16 protein-coding genes are annotated in these 15,355 nt (G+C 40.4%); 10 read left to right on the forward strand and 6 right to left on the reverse strand.

Annotated features, from left to right (window positions below):
- The first annotated feature begins 67 nt into the window (after window positions 1–67).
- The 8 genes from B3H30_RS02045 to B3H30_RS02080 all read left to right on the forward strand — a co-directional run bounded on the left by B3H30_RS02045 (window position 68) and on the right by B3H30_RS02080 (window position 6,357).
- Window positions 68–874 carry an alpha/beta hydrolase gene (locus B3H30_RS02045; RefSeq protein WP_046673912.1) on the forward strand — a complete coding sequence of 269 codons (807 nt, stop codon included), beginning with the start codon at window positions 68–70 and terminating at the stop codon, window positions 872–874.
- 145 nt (window positions 875–1,019) lie between these two features.
- Entirely contained in the window at window positions 1,020–1,427 is a 408-nt protein-coding gene (locus B3H30_RS02050; RefSeq protein ID WP_070564747.1) for a hypothetical protein, read from the forward strand.
- 175 nt (window positions 1,428–1,602) lie between these two features.
- Window positions 1,603–2,484, forward strand: a complete 882-nt coding sequence (locus B3H30_RS02055) for a DUF3347 domain-containing protein (RefSeq protein WP_070564750.1) — start codon at window positions 1,603–1,605, stop codon at window positions 2,482–2,484.
- An 11-nt stretch (window positions 2,485–2,495) separates the two neighbouring features.
- On the forward strand, window positions 2,496–2,927 hold the full coding sequence (locus tag B3H30_RS02060) for a hypothetical protein (RefSeq protein WP_070564753.1): 432 nt from the start codon (window positions 2,496–2,498) through the stop codon (window positions 2,925–2,927).
- A 12-nt stretch (window positions 2,928–2,939) separates the two neighbouring features.
- Entirely contained in the window at window positions 2,940–3,212 is a 273-nt protein-coding gene (locus tag B3H30_RS02065; RefSeq protein ID WP_070564756.1) for a hypothetical protein, read from the forward strand.
- A gap of 8 nt (window positions 3,213–3,220) precedes the next feature.
- A complete protein-coding gene (locus B3H30_RS02070) occupies window positions 3,221–3,601 on the forward strand; it encodes a DUF3347 domain-containing protein (RefSeq protein ID WP_286777487.1) in 381 nt (126 codons plus the stop codon).
- Window positions 3,602–3,605: 4 nt separating this feature from the next.
- Window positions 3,606–4,070: a DUF2231 domain-containing protein gene (locus B3H30_RS02075; protein ID WP_070564762.1), complete on the forward strand. Its 465-nt coding sequence runs from the start codon at window positions 3,606–3,608 to the stop codon at window positions 4,068–4,070.
- 52 nt (window positions 4,071–4,122) lie between these two features.
- The gene (locus B3H30_RS02080) at window positions 4,123–6,357 is read left to right on the forward strand and encodes a multicopper oxidase family protein (RefSeq protein WP_313418319.1); all 2,235 of its coding nucleotides are present in this window, start codon (window positions 4,123–4,125) and stop codon (window positions 6,355–6,357) included.
- A gap of 478 nt (window positions 6,358–6,835) precedes the next feature.
- Here B3H30_RS02080 and B3H30_RS02085 read toward each other — a convergent pair whose 3' ends face one another.
- The gene (locus B3H30_RS02085; protein WP_286777486.1) at window positions 6,836–7,834 is read right to left on the reverse strand and encodes a beta-ketoacyl-ACP synthase III; all 999 of its coding nucleotides are present in this window, start codon (window positions 7,832–7,834) and stop codon (window positions 6,836–6,838) included.
- Window positions 7,835–8,134: 300 nt separating this feature from the next.
- On the reverse strand, window positions 8,135–9,571 hold the full coding sequence (locus B3H30_RS02090) for a PLP-dependent aminotransferase family protein (protein WP_070564771.1): 1,437 nt from the start codon (window positions 9,569–9,571) through the stop codon (window positions 8,135–8,137).
- A 218-nt stretch (window positions 9,572–9,789) separates the two neighbouring features.
- Between B3H30_RS02090 and B3H30_RS02095 the strand changes: the two genes are divergently transcribed.
- Window positions 9,790–10,947, forward strand: a complete 1,158-nt coding sequence (locus tag B3H30_RS02095) for an aspartate aminotransferase family protein (RefSeq protein WP_070564774.1) — start codon at window positions 9,790–9,792, stop codon at window positions 10,945–10,947.
- A 128-nt stretch (window positions 10,948–11,075) separates the two neighbouring features.
- Window positions 11,076–11,498 carry an NUDIX hydrolase gene (locus B3H30_RS02100; RefSeq protein WP_070564777.1) on the forward strand — a complete coding sequence of 141 codons (423 nt, stop codon included), beginning with the start codon at window positions 11,076–11,078 and terminating at the stop codon, window positions 11,496–11,498.
- Window positions 11,499–11,513: 15 nt separating this feature from the next.
- Here the strand turns inward: B3H30_RS02100 and B3H30_RS02105 are convergent, their stop codons facing one another.
- The 4 genes from B3H30_RS02105 to B3H30_RS02120 all read right to left on the reverse strand — a co-directional run bounded on the left by B3H30_RS02105 (window position 11,514) and on the right by B3H30_RS02120 (window position 15,330).
- Window positions 11,514–12,041: a hypothetical protein gene (locus B3H30_RS02105; RefSeq protein WP_139144954.1), complete on the reverse strand. Its 528-nt coding sequence runs from the start codon at window positions 12,039–12,041 to the stop codon at window positions 11,514–11,516.
- Between the two features lie 114 nt (window positions 12,042–12,155).
- The gene (locus B3H30_RS02110; RefSeq protein ID WP_070564783.1) at window positions 12,156–13,451 is read right to left on the reverse strand and encodes an AsmA-like C-terminal region-containing protein; all 1,296 of its coding nucleotides are present in this window, start codon (window positions 13,449–13,451) and stop codon (window positions 12,156–12,158) included.
- Between the two features lie 50 nt (window positions 13,452–13,501).
- On the reverse strand, window positions 13,502–14,455 hold the full coding sequence (locus tag B3H30_RS02115) for a hypothetical protein (RefSeq protein ID WP_139144955.1): 954 nt from the start codon (window positions 14,453–14,455) through the stop codon (window positions 13,502–13,504).
- Complete coding sequence (locus B3H30_RS02120) at window positions 14,401–15,330, reverse strand: AsmA family protein (protein ID WP_175441974.1); 930 nt, start codon at window positions 15,328–15,330, stop codon at window positions 14,401–14,403. Before B3H30_RS02120 ends, B3H30_RS02115 begins: the two co-directional genes overlap by 55 nt.
- Between the last annotated feature and the right edge of the window lie 25 nt (window positions 15,331–15,355).

Raw genomic sequence — 15,355 nt, forward strand, 5'->3', positions numbered from 1 at the left:
ACGCAACCAAATGGTTTTGATGGAGTTTTGTTAACTTTAAGCTATTTAATACTTAAATCCGATTTATATGTCTTCCAAATTGCTTGTTATCTTCTTTTTTCTGCTTTCACCGAGTTTGATGTTTGCGCAGCACTATAAAACGACAACCGACGTTGCCTATTGTAGACCAGATGAACCAGATTCTTATAAGAAAGAACGTTGTAAATTGGATATTTATATACCGACTGATCGTAAAAATTTTGCTACCATCGTATGGTTTCATGGCGGCGGACTAGAGGAGGGAAATAAATTTATTCCACTTGAACTTAAAGAAAAAGGTGTAGCGGTTATAGCAGTCAATTATCGGCTAAGCCCCAGAGCGAAAGCGCCGAGCTATATCGAAGATGCTGCTGAGGCTGTTGCATGGACATTTTCACATATTGCAAACTATGGCGGAGATCCCTCAAAAATTTATGTGTCGGGACATTCAGCAGGCGGATATTTGGCTTTAATGGTTGGTTTGGATAAGCATTACCTGCAAAAATTTGGTGTTGATGCAAATAATATAAAAGGGCTGGCACCGATTAGTGGGCAAACAAATACGCATTACACGATTAAAAAGGAACGTGGGCAATCCATGGTGATCCCCCAGATTGATCATTTTGCACCGCTTTCGTTCGCACGGAAAGATGCACCGCCAATTCTCCTGATCACTGGGGATCAACAATTGGAAATGGCGGCACGGTTTGAAGAAAACGCCCATTTGGCAGCGGTCTTAAAACAGGTAGGGCATACCAGAACCTCGTTGTATCAGCTACAGGGGTTTGATCATGGGGGAGTGTATGCGCCTGGTTGCCTGTTGATACTGAACTGGATCAAAGGACTCGAAAAGTAGTTTTTATGCGGCCAGGCCGAGAATCGGAAATACAGCAAATCAAAATATTATAAATAAAATAAAAAATATTACAATTGTACATTCGAAAATTCTACCGAAATTTATCTCCAAAGTAGCACATCTCTACTTTTCAAATTAATCCGTTATGTGGGCAAAACGTAATATCGTATTTATAATCTGTATGCTGGGGCTTTTCTTAGCACCGTATAGGTTATTTGCCTGCCACGAACCGTCCGAAAAGCCAAAACAGGAAGAAAAATCATGTTGCCTTGATGAAAGACAACAGGTAAAGGACGTCGAAACAGCAGATTGTTGTAAAGATGAAAGAGCTGAATCACCAAAATCAGATCATCATGCGGATGACTGTGGTAAACATTGTGGCGAAAAATCATGCCGTACCTCTTCTCTGCAATGTAATCCTATTGTTTCAGTGATCGAAGCTCAGCTTATTTTACCCTTATATGCTGATGCATCAAGCGCTTATGCGCGCTATAAACAGCCTTATTGCGCTGATGCCTATTTTTCCATTTGGCAGCCTCCTCAGATCGCCTAGTGTTAGACTGATAGCCCATGCTATGTCTTTTTGGATCGGTTTCTCTATCCAAAGCCCCGTTTTATTTTAGCTTATGAAAATCCCTTTGGATCTATCGGATTCAATACGCAAATACAGTAAATCGCTGTAGAAGGGTTTTTCGTCGGTATTCTTTTATATACTACATATGATAATCATGAGATTAATGTCATTACTTGGTTTGGTAATCCCTGTATTACTATCCACCCAACATACACATGCACAAATTAAAAATGCAAAGACAGCGACTGTAAAGATTTTTGGAAATACACCGGCTGTTAAAACGATCATTGAAAAAGAAGGTCGGGACGGACAATTTGCGAAAGTTGACTGGAATCAGGCAACCAAACTGGCGGTTGTTACCTACGACTCGTCAAAAACAAGCGCGGATGAGGTTCTTAAGCGCATTGCATTGGCAGGGTTCGACAATGAAAAATTTCTGGCTCCAGATGATGCTTATGTCCAATTGGCAAAAGCTGAACAATATGAACGAGTCCTAAAACCAGCATTAAAAAATGATACTGAACAGCAGATCGATCATACGAATCATCGTCAGGGCGTACAAACAACAATTCAGCCTTCGGTGAACTCAAAAGCAGCGGATGAAAAGACCGCATTTGCACTGTTGGCAAGTTCTTACTTTGCGCTAAAGGATGCATTGGTGAAGACAGATGCGGTGGCGGCAGCGGCTCATGCCGAGGCATTTCAAGCAGCAGTCAAAGCTGTCGATATGAATAAACTTGGCCACGATGAACATACCGTATGGATGAAGGTGATGAATAAGCTGGCAAGCGATGCGACAGGTATAACTAAAAATAAAGATATTGCTAAGCAACGTGTGGCTTTTGCATCTCTTTCAAATGCGTTGTATGAGCTGCTGAAGGTGAGTAAATTGGACGGACCTATTTATTATCAGCATTGCCCTATGTTTAGTGAAGGCAAGGGAGCGCATTGGCTAAGTAAGGAGAATGCCGTGAAAAACCCATTCTTTGGAGCGCAAATGATTAGTTGTGGAAGTACAGTAGAAACGTTAAACTAATCGCCTGTGTTATGAATTATTTCCTAGCGATCCTATCGGTTGTTGTATTGTCTTTAACGGCCTGTAGCGGTTCACAAACAAATACCAAAGCTGAAGATCAAATAGCTTCGACTGATCCGGCGATCAGTTTGCCTGTACCGTCAGTTCAATATAAATTGGGTGATCTCGTCCCTACAGCACAAGTTTGCATGGTGAATGATGCTTTTATGGGGAAAAAACAATTGCTGGTCAGGCACGAGGGTAAGGATTATTATGGTTGCTGTGAAATGTGTAAAAAGCGCATACCGCAAGAAGCTGCGGTACGTGTAGCCATCGATCCTTTTTCAAAAAAAGAAGTGGATAAGGCGACGGCTTCCATTGCAATTACCGGCGATCAAGGGGAAGTTTCCTATTTTGAAAACGAAACAAACTATCGAAATTATATTAAAAATCTAAACCTATAAATACACGTAATTATGAAAAAGTTTATGCTAATTGTGGCGATCGCATTGATATTCGTTGCATGCAACAATTCAACATCGAAAAATACACATGCAGATCATACGGTCCCTGTTGCTGCGGATACCGCAACGACGAATGTCGACAAAAGCAAAGGCGATAGCGCTTTGACTAAAGAGGCTGCCAGAGTAAATAATACAGCTGCAAAAATAGAACCATCGGCGGGGAAAGTTGATGTAACAGCAGCTAGCAATCCTTTGCAGGCTTATACAGCGCCTATTTCGCGCTGAAAGATGCATTGGTTAAGGATAATGGCGCGGCTGCACAGACAGCAGCGAAAGGAATACAGGCTGCCATTGCAAAACTTAATAACGAGCAATTAGATGCTGTTCAAGGAAAACTTTGGAAGGAATACCAACGGAAATTGGCTTTCGACGCAGAGCATATTGCTGGGATTACGGAAAATGAACATAAGCGAGAGCACTTTGTGACCCTTTCCAAAAATATGTATGTGTTGATGAAATCTGTCAAACCTGAAGCTCCAGTCTATTATCAGCATTGTCCGATGTATCGTGATGGAAAAGGAGCCAATTGGTTGAGTACACAAAAGAAAATTGAAAATCCTTATTTAGGTCAATCAATGGCCACCTGTGGATCTATCGTAGAAACAATACATTAATACAATGAAAAGCTTATTCGAAGGACTGCCCAGCTTACACCCGCTATTGGTACATTTTCCGATTGTGCTCTTGCTGATGGCCTTGATTAGTCATATAGGTGCCTTATTGTTAAAAAAACATCGACGTCCTTTCACTGTGCTGACTTTCGGATTGTTATTACTGGGAACACTTGGAGCTCTTGCTGCAATTCAGACCGCAACCCATATTTCAGGCGATGCAGATGAAAAGGCCCTCGCGGTTTTTGAGATCCATCAACGTTTTGCCTGGATCAACTTTTGGATTGCAAGTAGCACTACAGTCCTGAATTTTCTTGGATTGCGAAAAGATACAAGTGCTTGGATAAACTATTTGATATTGATTTTGTTGATCAGTTTATCGGTGACACTATTTATCACGGGGCATCATGGTGCTAGATTGGTCTACCAATATGGCGTAGGACCGATGGGAAATGGAATACTAATGAATTAAATGAATGAACATGTATAAAAAGAGTAATATATTAACGGTTGTCTTACTATTGATGACACAACTGACAGTGCTGGCCCAGAAGGTGGTTCGTCATGACCTTTATGTACGGGATACCATTGTCAATTATGCCGGCAAATCAAAACGGGCAATAGCTGTAAACGGACAGATTCCAATGCCGACCCTGACTTTTACTGAAGGGGATACGGCGGAAATTGTTGTTCACAATGAGTTAAAGGAAAGTACTTCGCTGCACTGGCACGGTATTTTTCTGCCGAACAAAGAAGACGGTGTGCCACACCTGACGCAGGAACCTATAAAGCCGAATTCGACTTATACCTATCGTTTTCCGATAATTCAACACGGTACACATTGGTATCACTCGCATTCGGGCCTCCAGGAACAGATCGGTATGTATGGTAGCCTTATTCTCAACAAGCGTGCAGATGATAAGACTTTCCGAAAAGGAATTGATGATTTACCCACGATTCCGGTCATATTAAGTGAATGGACAAATTATAACCCCGATAACATTCAGCGAATGCTACACACGGCCAACGATTGGGCCGCGATAAAAAAAGGGTCTACACAATCGTACGTCGAAGCAATTAAAGAAGGGAAGTTTAAGACGAAAGTCACGAATGAATGGAAACGTCAGCTGGCGATGGATGTCAGTGATGTCTATTATGATAAGGTGTTGATGAACGGGGCTCATTCCACGGATTTAAAGTCGGTGAATGGTAAAGCTTTGAAAGCAGGAGATAAAGTGCGTTTACGAATTTCCAATGGCGGTGCTTCGTCTTATTTTTGGCTGCGCTATGCAGGTGGCAAAATTACCGTTGTTGCCAATGATGGGAATGATGTGGTTCCGGTGGAGGTCGATCGATTAATGATTGCGGTATCGGAGACTTATGATGTCGTTGTAACCATACCAAATGAAGGTACAGCTTACGAATTCATGGCAACAACAGAAGATCGAACACAATCTGCCAGTTATTTTGTCGGAAATGGTATTAAACAATTGATTTCCCCGCTTCCCCGCCTTAAATATTTTGAGGGCATGAAGATGATGAACGATATGATGAAGATGAATGGTGATCTCAATGATATGGGCATGAAGATGAGCCTGAACCAGATGGATATGAATGTGGTAATGTATCCCGAAATTACAGGTGATGGAAAGAAAAAAGAAGATCACAGTAAACATAGCGGTATGAATCATGGACAAATGAACATGGACGAAGATCCCAATCGTTATAATGCCAATGCATTGGGCGATATTGTCACGCTCAACTATGCGATGCTGGAGTCTCCCCAGGCGACTGAACTACCTAAAGAAGCGCCGATACGAGATCTCAAATTTACCCTGACGGGAAATATGAGCCGTTATGTATGGAGCATGGACAATAAAATTCTTTCTGAAACGGATAAGATACCTGTAAAAAAGGGCGAGGTATTGCGCATTACCATCTATAATAACTCAATGATGCGTCATCCAATACATCTGCATGGCTTTGACTTTAGATTGTTAAATGGAAAAGGATCAAAAGCGCCGTTGAAAAATGTGGTGGATATCATGCCCATGGAGACGGATACGATCGAATTCTTAGCGAATGAAGAAGGAGACTGGTTTTTTCATTGCCATATCCTGTATCATATGATGGCGGGGATGAACCGCGTTTTTGCTGTGGACGATTATAAAAATCCCTATCTTCCAGATAAAGCTAAAGCCTATAAGGAGTTGCAGATGGAAAGTAATATGACTCATTTCATGGCGCAAAATGATTTCGCTACCAATGGAAATGACGGTCAGGCAATGTTTCAGAATGCACGCTGGCAGCTTGGTTCAGAATGGCGTTTGGGGTATAATGATATGCACGGTTATGAAGTGGAAACCCACTTGGGTAGATACTTTGGGAAGATGCAATGGTTTATGCCATTTGTCGGTTTTGATTATCGTTATCGTCGAATGGGTGAGGATGAACATGAGAAAAATATTTTTGGACAGGCCAATAAAAAAGATAGTCGCAAAGCTTTAAGTCTGGGTTTTATGTATACTTTACCCATGTTGGTCAATTTTCAGGCAGAGGTGTATCACGATGGAATTGTGCGATTGCAGCTTATGCGTGAGGATATCCCGATCGCTAGAAGGATCCGTGGCGATTTTATGGTCAACTCAGACCTTGAATATATGGCTGGACTAAATTATGTCATCACCAAAAATATGGCTTTTAGAACACATTATGATAGCGATATGGGCTTTGGTGTGGGCTTGTCATTAAATTATTAAAAACGAGATTTTATATTGGATTTTTAAAGGGGGCTTTGCATCGCAAAGCCCCTTTTTTTTGTGCTATAAAAAGAGTGGATAAGTGGCGTACTGTTTATGAAATAATCCTGATTTTATTGGTAGATTATTGGGAGATAAATCGGACTTTAGCCGCGTTCATCCGAATGAGGTCCCTATAAGGTCCGAATAAGGTCCCTATAAACTCCCTATTATTGAATATAAAAATAACTTGTTATGTAAGCCTTGTCTACAATGTATTTTCATGTTTTGCCCTTCGGGTTATCGCTAGCTTAGTGCTTTCCCCGTTAGCGTATTCCTTTCTCCGCTACTCTGCCTATAAAAGGAAGATAGATCAATTCTTATTGGGGGATGGCGAATCTGGTTTTGGTAGATGGAAAGAAAGAAAAACGCCAGAAATGGTTTATTCCTGACGTTTTATACTAGTGTGAATTTTATGACGACTAAAGTTTTTGATCGCTTAAATCATCCATTTAAATATGCTGGCTCCCCAAGAGAAACCTGCACCAAAGGCGGTTAACATGACTAAATCACCGGTATTTAATTTTTTAATATTCTGCCAGATACACAACGGGATCGTGGCAGCAATGGTATTTCCTAGGTATTCGATATTACTTAATGCTCTGTCTTCTGGTATATTCAGACTACGCCCAACGGCATCAATGATGCGCTGATTAGCCTGATGTGGAATTAACCAGTTGATATCTTCAATCTGTAGGTTGTTGCGTTGTAAAACCGTATTACAGGCGTCGCTCATAGACTGAACAGCATGTCTAAATACAGTTTTGCCATCTTGTTTCAGGAATCTGTTGTCGTTGACAGGAAGATTACTGTCGATTGGATACAAAGAACCGCCGGCTTCGATTTTTAAGAATTCTTTTCCCGCGCCATTGCTACATAGATAGGCATCCATAATTCCACCTTCCAAAGATGGCTCAAGCCATATCACACCAGCGCCATCACCAAAAAGAATATTGGTCGAACGATCTTTTAAATCGACATAAGTACTGATGTTGTCAGCACCGACTACGAGTACATTTTTATAACGGCCTGTCTCAACGAGAGCTGAAGCCATGTCTAAGGCATATAAAAACCCAGAGCAAGCAGCGTTGACATCAAAAGCCCAAACATTGGTAAGACCTAATTTTTCTAAAATGATATTTGCTGTTGCCGGCATTGGCATATCGGGTGTAGAAGTCGCTACAATTAGCGCATCTACATCGTTCAGATTTTTATGATATTGTGTTGCCAAATCTTGTATAGCTTTTACAGCCATGTCTGATGTGGCAAGATTTTCTTCTAAAATTCTCCGCTCCTTAATACCTGTACGTTTGATAATCCATTCATCGGATGTATCGCAAAACTGCTCCAAATCTGTATTTGATCTCTTATTCGGTGGAATATATCCGCCAACACCAGTAATTGCTGCATACGGCCTGCTGGGTATTCTCTCAGTCATAAATTAATGTACTCTATTCTCTCTCTTATTATAGCTATCCTATTAGGAATGACTCGTGTGTTTTTTGCGCCGTAAAACTACGGTTAATTTATGCGATTAATAAGCGAAAAAAATGATTTATGGCAAAAAATTACGTTTTGCCAACACTTTTAACTGTTTTTTACATATTGTCTATACTAATCTTTTAATCGGTCTTTATGATGCGGAATTAAATATTGAATGCGCCTGTTTTTACGAAATATTAATCTAACTATGTTCGTCCAATTCGCAAAATAGTCTAGTTGCTTTTTGTGTTTCAAATCATCGGAAGGAGCGTTTCGCCTGTTCCAAAAGTTCAGCTAAAATGATGATTCCTTCCTCGATCAATTCCTCAGATAAGGATCCATAACCAAGTCGTATTCCACCAAAAATATTTTCTCTGCTGTAGTTTTCGGGATGCGGTATATGGACTGATCTTTCCCTTAATTTTTGGGATAAAAATGCCCAGTCGATCTGATGTTTAAATGATAGCCAAACCGCCAATCCTCCTTGTGGAGAAGTATAGCTCACATGATCCTGCAGATATTTGTCTACTTGGGCGATCATGAAATCACGTTTCTTTTTGTAAAGCAGCGTTGCTTTTCGGATATGTCTACGAATTGTTCCATCCTGAATGAGTTCCAGGACAGCTTGCTCCATAATATTGTCACCTTGTATATCGATGATGTAGCGAAGTTCGGTAACCTGCTGGAGTAGCTGCTCGTTTCTTGTCGCCAGATAACCGATACGGAGTGCTGGTGCAACAACTTTGCTGAGTGTACCAATGTAAACAGTATTGATCAGTTCCTGCTGTGAAGCGAGTGGGTAATAGGGCGCTTGTTCAAAATGAAATTCGTAATCGTAATCATCCTCAATGATCGTGAAGTTATGTTGGTTGGATAATGCTATTAATTGTGATCTCCGTTCTTTGCTTAAGGTCACAGTGGTTGGATATTGTCGATGTGGAGTAAGATATAGTGCCCTAATATTGCTTTTTTTCAATAAATGTGGGAGAAGTTCATCAACGATAAGACCATCGGTATCGACAGGGATAGGAATCAATCGCGCACCAGCTTTTTCAAAGATTTTCCAGGCTGAATGGTATCCAGGGGACTCCACAAAGATATAATCATCGTGCCGTAATAGGCATTGGGCGACCAGGTACATGGCCATTTGACTTCCACGACTGATGCATAGGTTATTTTTATCAATGTGCATGTTGCGCTCGATGTTGAGCATATTGGCGATTTCTTCCCGAAAATCAAGATGTCCTCGGGGATCGGCATAGCCCATCATTTTCCAACGTGCGCTGCGTTTAAAAATTTGACGATAGGCCCGTCCGAGCTGTTCTATCGGGGCAATCTTGCTGTCTGGATTACCATCATCGAATATAATACGTGTGGGGGCTTGATGATCAGATAATTCGATCTTTTGTGCAATATATAGGTTAGAGCCATAAGGTAATTGAGCCGCTACAAATATACCTCTACGTGTCTGACTAACCAGCCAGCCTTCGCTCAACAGCAACTGTATGGCATCAATTACCGTGTTTCGGTTTAATTTTAGTTGGGCTGCAAGAGATCTGCTACTGGGTAAGGCCGTTCCTTTCGCCAATCGACCAGATTGTATATCAGCAGCAATGTTATCCGCTATTTGGATGTAAATCGCTTTTGAAGAGGATCTGTCAATATCTATCGTTAAATTCCAAGGTCTAAGCATGAGGCTATTGTATCGGGTAATTGTTCAAATATACAATTGTTCTGCAGGATTAAAATACATCGGATAGATGATGCATGATCAGTGCTGCGCTATTCTATTTAAGATGAGTTATTTTGTTTATTGTACGTGACGGCTGGACTAGGAATAAATAACCATCTTGGACTAGGAATGAAAGGAGATTTAAGTTGATTTTTGAGTTTTACTAATCGAAGTCATTCATGAAACCATTTCCCGTTTTTGAGAAAGTTGATATTGCGATCGAACGAGCCCTTGGTTGCTTTGTTTATGATAAACAGCAGCAGGCCTATTTAGATCTATATGGTGGTCATGCCGTTATTTCTGTTGGGCATAGCCATCCGCATGTTGTTGAAGAAACTATACAACAGATGAATAAGATCGGATTTTATTCAAATGCAGTTACAAACGATCTTCAGGATCGTTTGGCCGAGCGCTTGGGCAGTGCCTGTGGTTATCCTACATATGCTGTTTTTTACAGTAATTCGGGGGCCGAAGCAAATGAAAATGCACTGAAGTTAGCTTCGTTCCATACGGGAAGGAGGAAAGTATTGGCGATGTCAAATGCGTTTCATGGGAGAACCTCAGCCGCGGTTTCGGCAACGGATATCCGGTCGATTCGTGCACCATTAAATGACAGTGAACAATTTGTCTTTACACCCTTTAACGAGATCTCCAGTTTGAAAAAACAATTGGAAACCGAAGAATACTGCGCTGTAATCATTGAACCTATTCAAGGTGTCGGGGGGATTCATCGGGCAAGTCCTAGTTTCTTACAGGAAGTAAGAGCAATCTGCACGAAAACTGGGACTATGCTTATTTTGGATGAAATTCAATGCGGGTATGGGCGCACGGGACGTTTCTTTGCACATCAGCATGCTGGGATAGAAGCCGATTTAATTACGGTGGCCAAAGGGATTGCAAATGGCCTCCCGATGGGGACGACAATTATTTCGCCTAAAATAAAGCCGGTCACGGGGCAATTGGGCACTACTTTTGGCGGTAGTCATGTGGTTTGCGCGGCGGCACTGGCTGTACTTGATGTCATCCAAAAAGAGCAATTGATTGATAATGCCGCAGCTGTAGGTGAATTTCTGTTGAGAGAATTAAGAAAAATTCATGGCGTAAGTGAAGTGAGGGGGCAAGGATTGATGATTGGCGTAGAGTTTGAAAACGATATTCAACACCTACGGGAAGAACTTTTGTTTTCTGAAAAGATTTTTACAGGATATGCAGGACGCTATACCCTCCGCCTATTACCGCCGCTCTGTTTCACCATGAATCACGCGGAGACATTTTTGAAGAGTCTACGGAAGCTTGTGCATAAAGAGAAACTAGCCGATGATGTTTCGGTATATTGATTGGACCCGCTGTATTGATTTTTTGCGAAGTTTTAACGAAGGATTCTCCAGATGAGCTGTTGCGCTTTGATAAATGTTGTAAAAGAAGTAATTTCACATCTAGCGTATTTAATCAGTAATAGCGTATAATGGATTTCAAGACAACAAAAAAATATTTGCCTACAGCGGGTTTAGTGAGTATTAAGGAAGATAAATTATTATTGGCGTATAGCAACAATAGAAAGGCATGGTATCTGCCAGGTGGGAAGATTGATGCAGGGGAGGAAGCCCTGCAGTCCCTACGTCGCGAGATTTTGGAGGAGTTGAATATCAATCTGGATCCGGATAAAATCTCGTATTATTGCCATGTAACAGCTCCGGCGTACGGGCTTGTGCCAGAGGTTATCATGGAACAGGATTGTTTTCTGTACCCATTAACAGAGCAGATCGAACCCAGTAATGAGATTGGCGCCGTTCGTTATTTTTCACACCAAGAGTACCAGAAAGAACCTATCCAGGTCATTGGCGTTTTGCATGTGTTTGACAAGTTGAAGGCTGACGGATTGATTTAAAAAATCCTGTCGCCGCTAGATGCCATAGCCTTCATTGAGGCAGCTGATACCCTTTGTGTCTTTTAAAGGAATAATTTTTTGGCTTTTGGTATCCATTCGCCATGCCTTGACGATTTTGTCGAAATATTCTTTGCTTTCATCGACCCGGCTAATGGCTATAATTTCGCTGTCTGGTTTGTCACCTTGCTTGCAGTTGCATAAGCTGAGTTGCTCGTTGGACTTCAGTTTTTGAATATTGATGGTATCCAAAATCTTATATTTGACTTTACCTTTGCTATCATCGGGTAACAATTCCTCTAAAATACAAACACCATTTTTGGCATTTGTAAAATAGCCGGCAGCAAAGCGAAAGTCTCCTTGGGTATTCTTGTCGGTTTCAATAAGTGCACCAGTTGTATATGTATAAGATTTTAATTCAGCAATTTCATTGATCTCACGGAATACTTTCCCATATAAGGGATTTTTCTGGTCGTTAACGGTCTGGAAACTGGACCAACTGCAAATGGATAGCATTGCAATGGGTATAATTAGTATATATCTCATGGTTTTCAAAAATTAAAAACGTTGTTTAAGTTAACAAATCTTTCTGTTATATTAAACAACGTTTTTACTGCAGCACTATTGTGTTGACAGACTTTACTAGAACTTATTGCGAGTTTATTTAGCCTGTGATTCTTGCGTCTTTTGAGATTCTTTATATACTTTGTTGTCCTCGTCATCCATTTCCATGTCGAGATCTTCTTCTTTGTATTTTCCCATTTTTAAGTGAAAGTTATCTGGAGTGCCCGTAATTCGCATAGGTATCCCAAAGATTCCAAAAGGAGGTAAGCCCAGTCGAAAACCCAGGTTCATCCGCCCATCTAAGGTCACTTGACCTTCAAAACGAGGCCTGAATCCCATCATTTTCATTTTCGTGCGTTCGATGGTCATCACATTATTTTTGATATGGGATTTAATAACAACTTTTTTCACTTCGCCATCTTTCAATTTTTCCTTGGAAGTAGATTGACTAATTCCATTAAGTAACTTGAAGCCTCTGAATTTAATTTGATTCAGTGTTAGGGATCCATCGCCGACGATGGAGGGCATTACTGGTTGCATATTGCCATTCAATAAACCACCCAATTTATAATCCAATGAAACCAGGCCATAAGCATTTTTGGCAGAGCTAACCATTTCTCTGAATAGCGGTATCTCTTTGTAAGCGCGTTGAATATCAAAGCTGTCAGCTTTCACAGCATAATCAAAACTTGCTCTACGTGGATTTAGAGGACGATAGCTTCCGTTCATATCTACTTTCAGTCCCGCTAGTTCAAAGTTTTTCTTATGAAGAATCATCTTACCGTCTTTTATCTGTAGGTCACCTTTGAAGTCTTTGATATTCATTTTATTATATGCTATGGCATTGACAAGCCCCAAGACCTGAATGTCCAAATTTTTAGGCAGAAGAACTACACCACTTTCCGAAGAGCTTGCAGTCGTCGATGTGGCCGGAGAAGCAAAAACCATAAAATCATCCACATTGATTTTCTTGCTGCTGAGTGTAAATTGCCCCTTTAACGGTGCTTGACTACTTGTTGCATAATTAATAATGTTGTTGAGATATCCTTTGATGGAAATATCATTCTTCGCATAGGCTACCAAGAATTTATCGAAATTCATTTTCTCCTGATAAAAACTGAAGTTCCCACTTCTAATTGCAATAGGCTGTGGAAGCATGTCGGACTGAACCTGGATGTTTCCAATACTTAACTGACCACTATTTTGGAGTCGGTTATAATGACCATTGGTGGCATCGCTCTGTAAACCTTTTAAACTGAAATCCGTATAGATAAAACCATCGACATTGGTACCATCTAATGCAAAGAGTTTATAAATAGGGCCGAGATTAAGCTTACCCTTGGATTGTATGCTGTACTTGATATTATTGAAGTTCTTGAGGTCTGCATTCAAGAAAAATGGTTCGCCAGCAAATGTAAATGATACCGGTAGGATTTTGACATTCAGATCCGAAGTGAGCCTTTTTTGCTATTGACAAAGGCTTCGACCTGAATATTTTCCATCGGGATAGGATAATCATTTGACTTGATCAAGCCATTCTTCATCACGATGGATGTATTGGTTTCGGGAAAAATGTTTCGTTTGAGATCCACATAACCTTTTGCCATGAGGTTGACATCCACTAATCCTGCCAATTCAACTTGTTTAATGGGATAGAAATTTTTGATATCTGCTAAATTAAATGAAGCTTTTAAATCCGAGTTGACCGCAATTTTATTAAAATCTGTTATTGAAATAAAACCCTTTATATAGTTGTTAAGCGCCTGAACAGAAATATCATGGATTGCTATTGATGCACTTTTTAATTGGCCATCGGGATCCTTTGCTTCCAGACGATAAGCAATTTTGTCCAACCCCTGTGGGAGGTTCGCCAATTTGAATTTACCATCTACGAGTGTATTTTTGATATCAAAAGTAGGAATGGATGCAATGTATTCCTGTTCGCGTTTTTGAAGTCCTACCTTACGAATAGCTTTGGCGTATGTTCCGTCGATTTTTGCGTAAAGATTCCATTTTCCACCAAATGAAAAGTCTGGGAATTGTAGGGATTCATTGAGTTTACCGAGATCAAGATCACTTTTTATGTTGGCATGCATGGTTACAGGGTGTAAACCCGCAATGTTGCCCTGTGCATTGAAATAGCCTGAAGCAACTTTAAAGTCAAATTGTTTCAGATCAATTTGTAGTGAGTCTGGATTCAGTGCCGGCAGGTCTATCCGTAATTTTGCATTCCAGTCTGTTAGCGGATTGGTGGATTGTTTATACGCGAGAAAGCCATTGTTGACCATGAGTCCAAGGGAAAGATTAGGCATTTTGTTGTTGTCGACAATATAGTCTCCTTCTAAATTGACAAAAAAACCTCCGATGTACCTTTCACGGAGAGGTCCTTGATCCAAGAAGCGTAGCTATTTGGGACTAATGAAAGTAATTCGGCCAAGGTGCTTTCCTGTGATTTTAATTTGAAATCCAGGTGATAACCATGGGAGATAAAAGACAACAACCCACGGAAACGAACCGGTAATTGATTTATTTTAATATCATTTCGTTCGAAGACGAAAGATAAGGTATTGGTATTGATCCGTGTTAGCAAATTGGCATCGATCGACTTTTTGTCCACATACAATTCATTGTCAAAGGAAAATGAAAAGGATGCAATTTTTGCACGTGTGTTCAAGTCAAAGATATTTGACATCAGATCTCCCTTACCCTCATATTCCAGATCTTTTGCCTCTATCTGTAGCGGAATGGAGCGATCTTCATAATGGAGATTTGTTTTTTCAAGTTTAATCAGTTGGAAGGCTAAAGCACTGCTTTCGGAATTGTCTTGTGTTTTTGTAGCATCAGCGGAGCTAGATTTATAAATATTGTAATTGGCATTTCCCAAAGAATCAACCAGGATATTGATCTTCCCGCTGTTCACGATAAACTTGTCGATTACAATTTTAGATTTGAGAAGACTCATAAGGTCCACGCCAAAACTGACTTTTTTTGCAGCGAGCAGCGTGTCGTTTTTGAAAGGTTCGGCCCCTTTTAGTAAGACATCATCCATCGATGCAGTAAGCAAAGGGAATTGATCAAAGAAGGTTAATCTTACTTTGGAATAATTTAATTCACCTGTAATGTGCTCGTTTACGAGTGATTTGACCTTGCTGTTTACTTCATTTTCGAATATATAAGGAATAGATAATATGCTGATAACGAGTAGTACGGCGATGTTTGTAAAAACGATAGCGATACGTTTCACAACTTTTATAAATGTTGCTTTTGACACTTTGGAATTTTTTGTGGTTACAAAA

Source organism: Sphingobacterium sp. UBA7038, from assembly GCF_002494055.1.
Taxonomy (GTDB): Bacteria; Bacteroidota; Bacteroidia; order Sphingobacteriales; family Sphingobacteriaceae; genus Sphingobacterium; species Sphingobacterium multivorum.

What these genes read in the sequence shown, in the direction of transcription:
- B3H30_RS02045 (WP_046673912.1), top strand. Translation starts at nt 68, where the DNA reads ATGTCTTCCAAATTGCTTGTTATCTTCTTTTTTCTGCTTTCACCGAGT.
- B3H30_RS02050 (WP_070564747.1), top strand. Translation starts at nt 1,020, where the DNA reads ATGTGGGCAAAACGTAATATCGTATTTATAATCTGTATGCTGGGGCTT.
- B3H30_RS02055 (WP_070564750.1), top strand. Translation starts at nt 1,603, where the DNA reads ATGAGATTAATGTCATTACTTGGTTTGGTAATCCCTGTATTACTATCC.
- B3H30_RS02060 (WP_070564753.1), top strand. Translation starts at nt 2,496, where the DNA reads ATGAATTATTTCCTAGCGATCCTATCGGTTGTTGTATTGTCTTTAACG.
- B3H30_RS02065 (WP_070564756.1), top strand. Translation starts at nt 2,940, where the DNA reads ATGAAAAAGTTTATGCTAATTGTGGCGATCGCATTGATATTCGTTGCA.
- B3H30_RS02075 (WP_070564762.1), top strand. Translation starts at nt 3,606, where the DNA reads ATGAAAAGCTTATTCGAAGGACTGCCCAGCTTACACCCGCTATTGGTA.
- B3H30_RS02080 (WP_313418319.1), top strand. Translation starts at nt 4,123, where the DNA reads ATGACACAACTGACAGTGCTGGCCCAGAAGGTGGTTCGTCATGACCTT.
- B3H30_RS02085 (WP_286777486.1), bottom strand. Translation starts at nt 7,834, where the DNA reads ATGACTGAGAGAATACCCAGCAGGCCGTATGCAGCAATTACTGGTGTT.
- B3H30_RS02090 (WP_070564771.1), bottom strand. Translation starts at nt 9,571, where the DNA reads ATGCTTAGACCTTGGAATTTAACGATAGATATTGACAGATCCTCTTCA.
- B3H30_RS02095 (WP_070564774.1), top strand. Translation starts at nt 9,790, where the DNA reads ATGAAACCATTTCCCGTTTTTGAGAAAGTTGATATTGCGATCGAACGA.
- B3H30_RS02100 (WP_070564777.1), top strand. Translation starts at nt 11,076, where the DNA reads ATGGATTTCAAGACAACAAAAAAATATTTGCCTACAGCGGGTTTAGTG.
- B3H30_RS02105 (WP_139144954.1), bottom strand. Translation starts at nt 12,041, where the DNA reads ATGAGATATATACTAATTATACCCATTGCAATGCTATCCATTTGCAGT.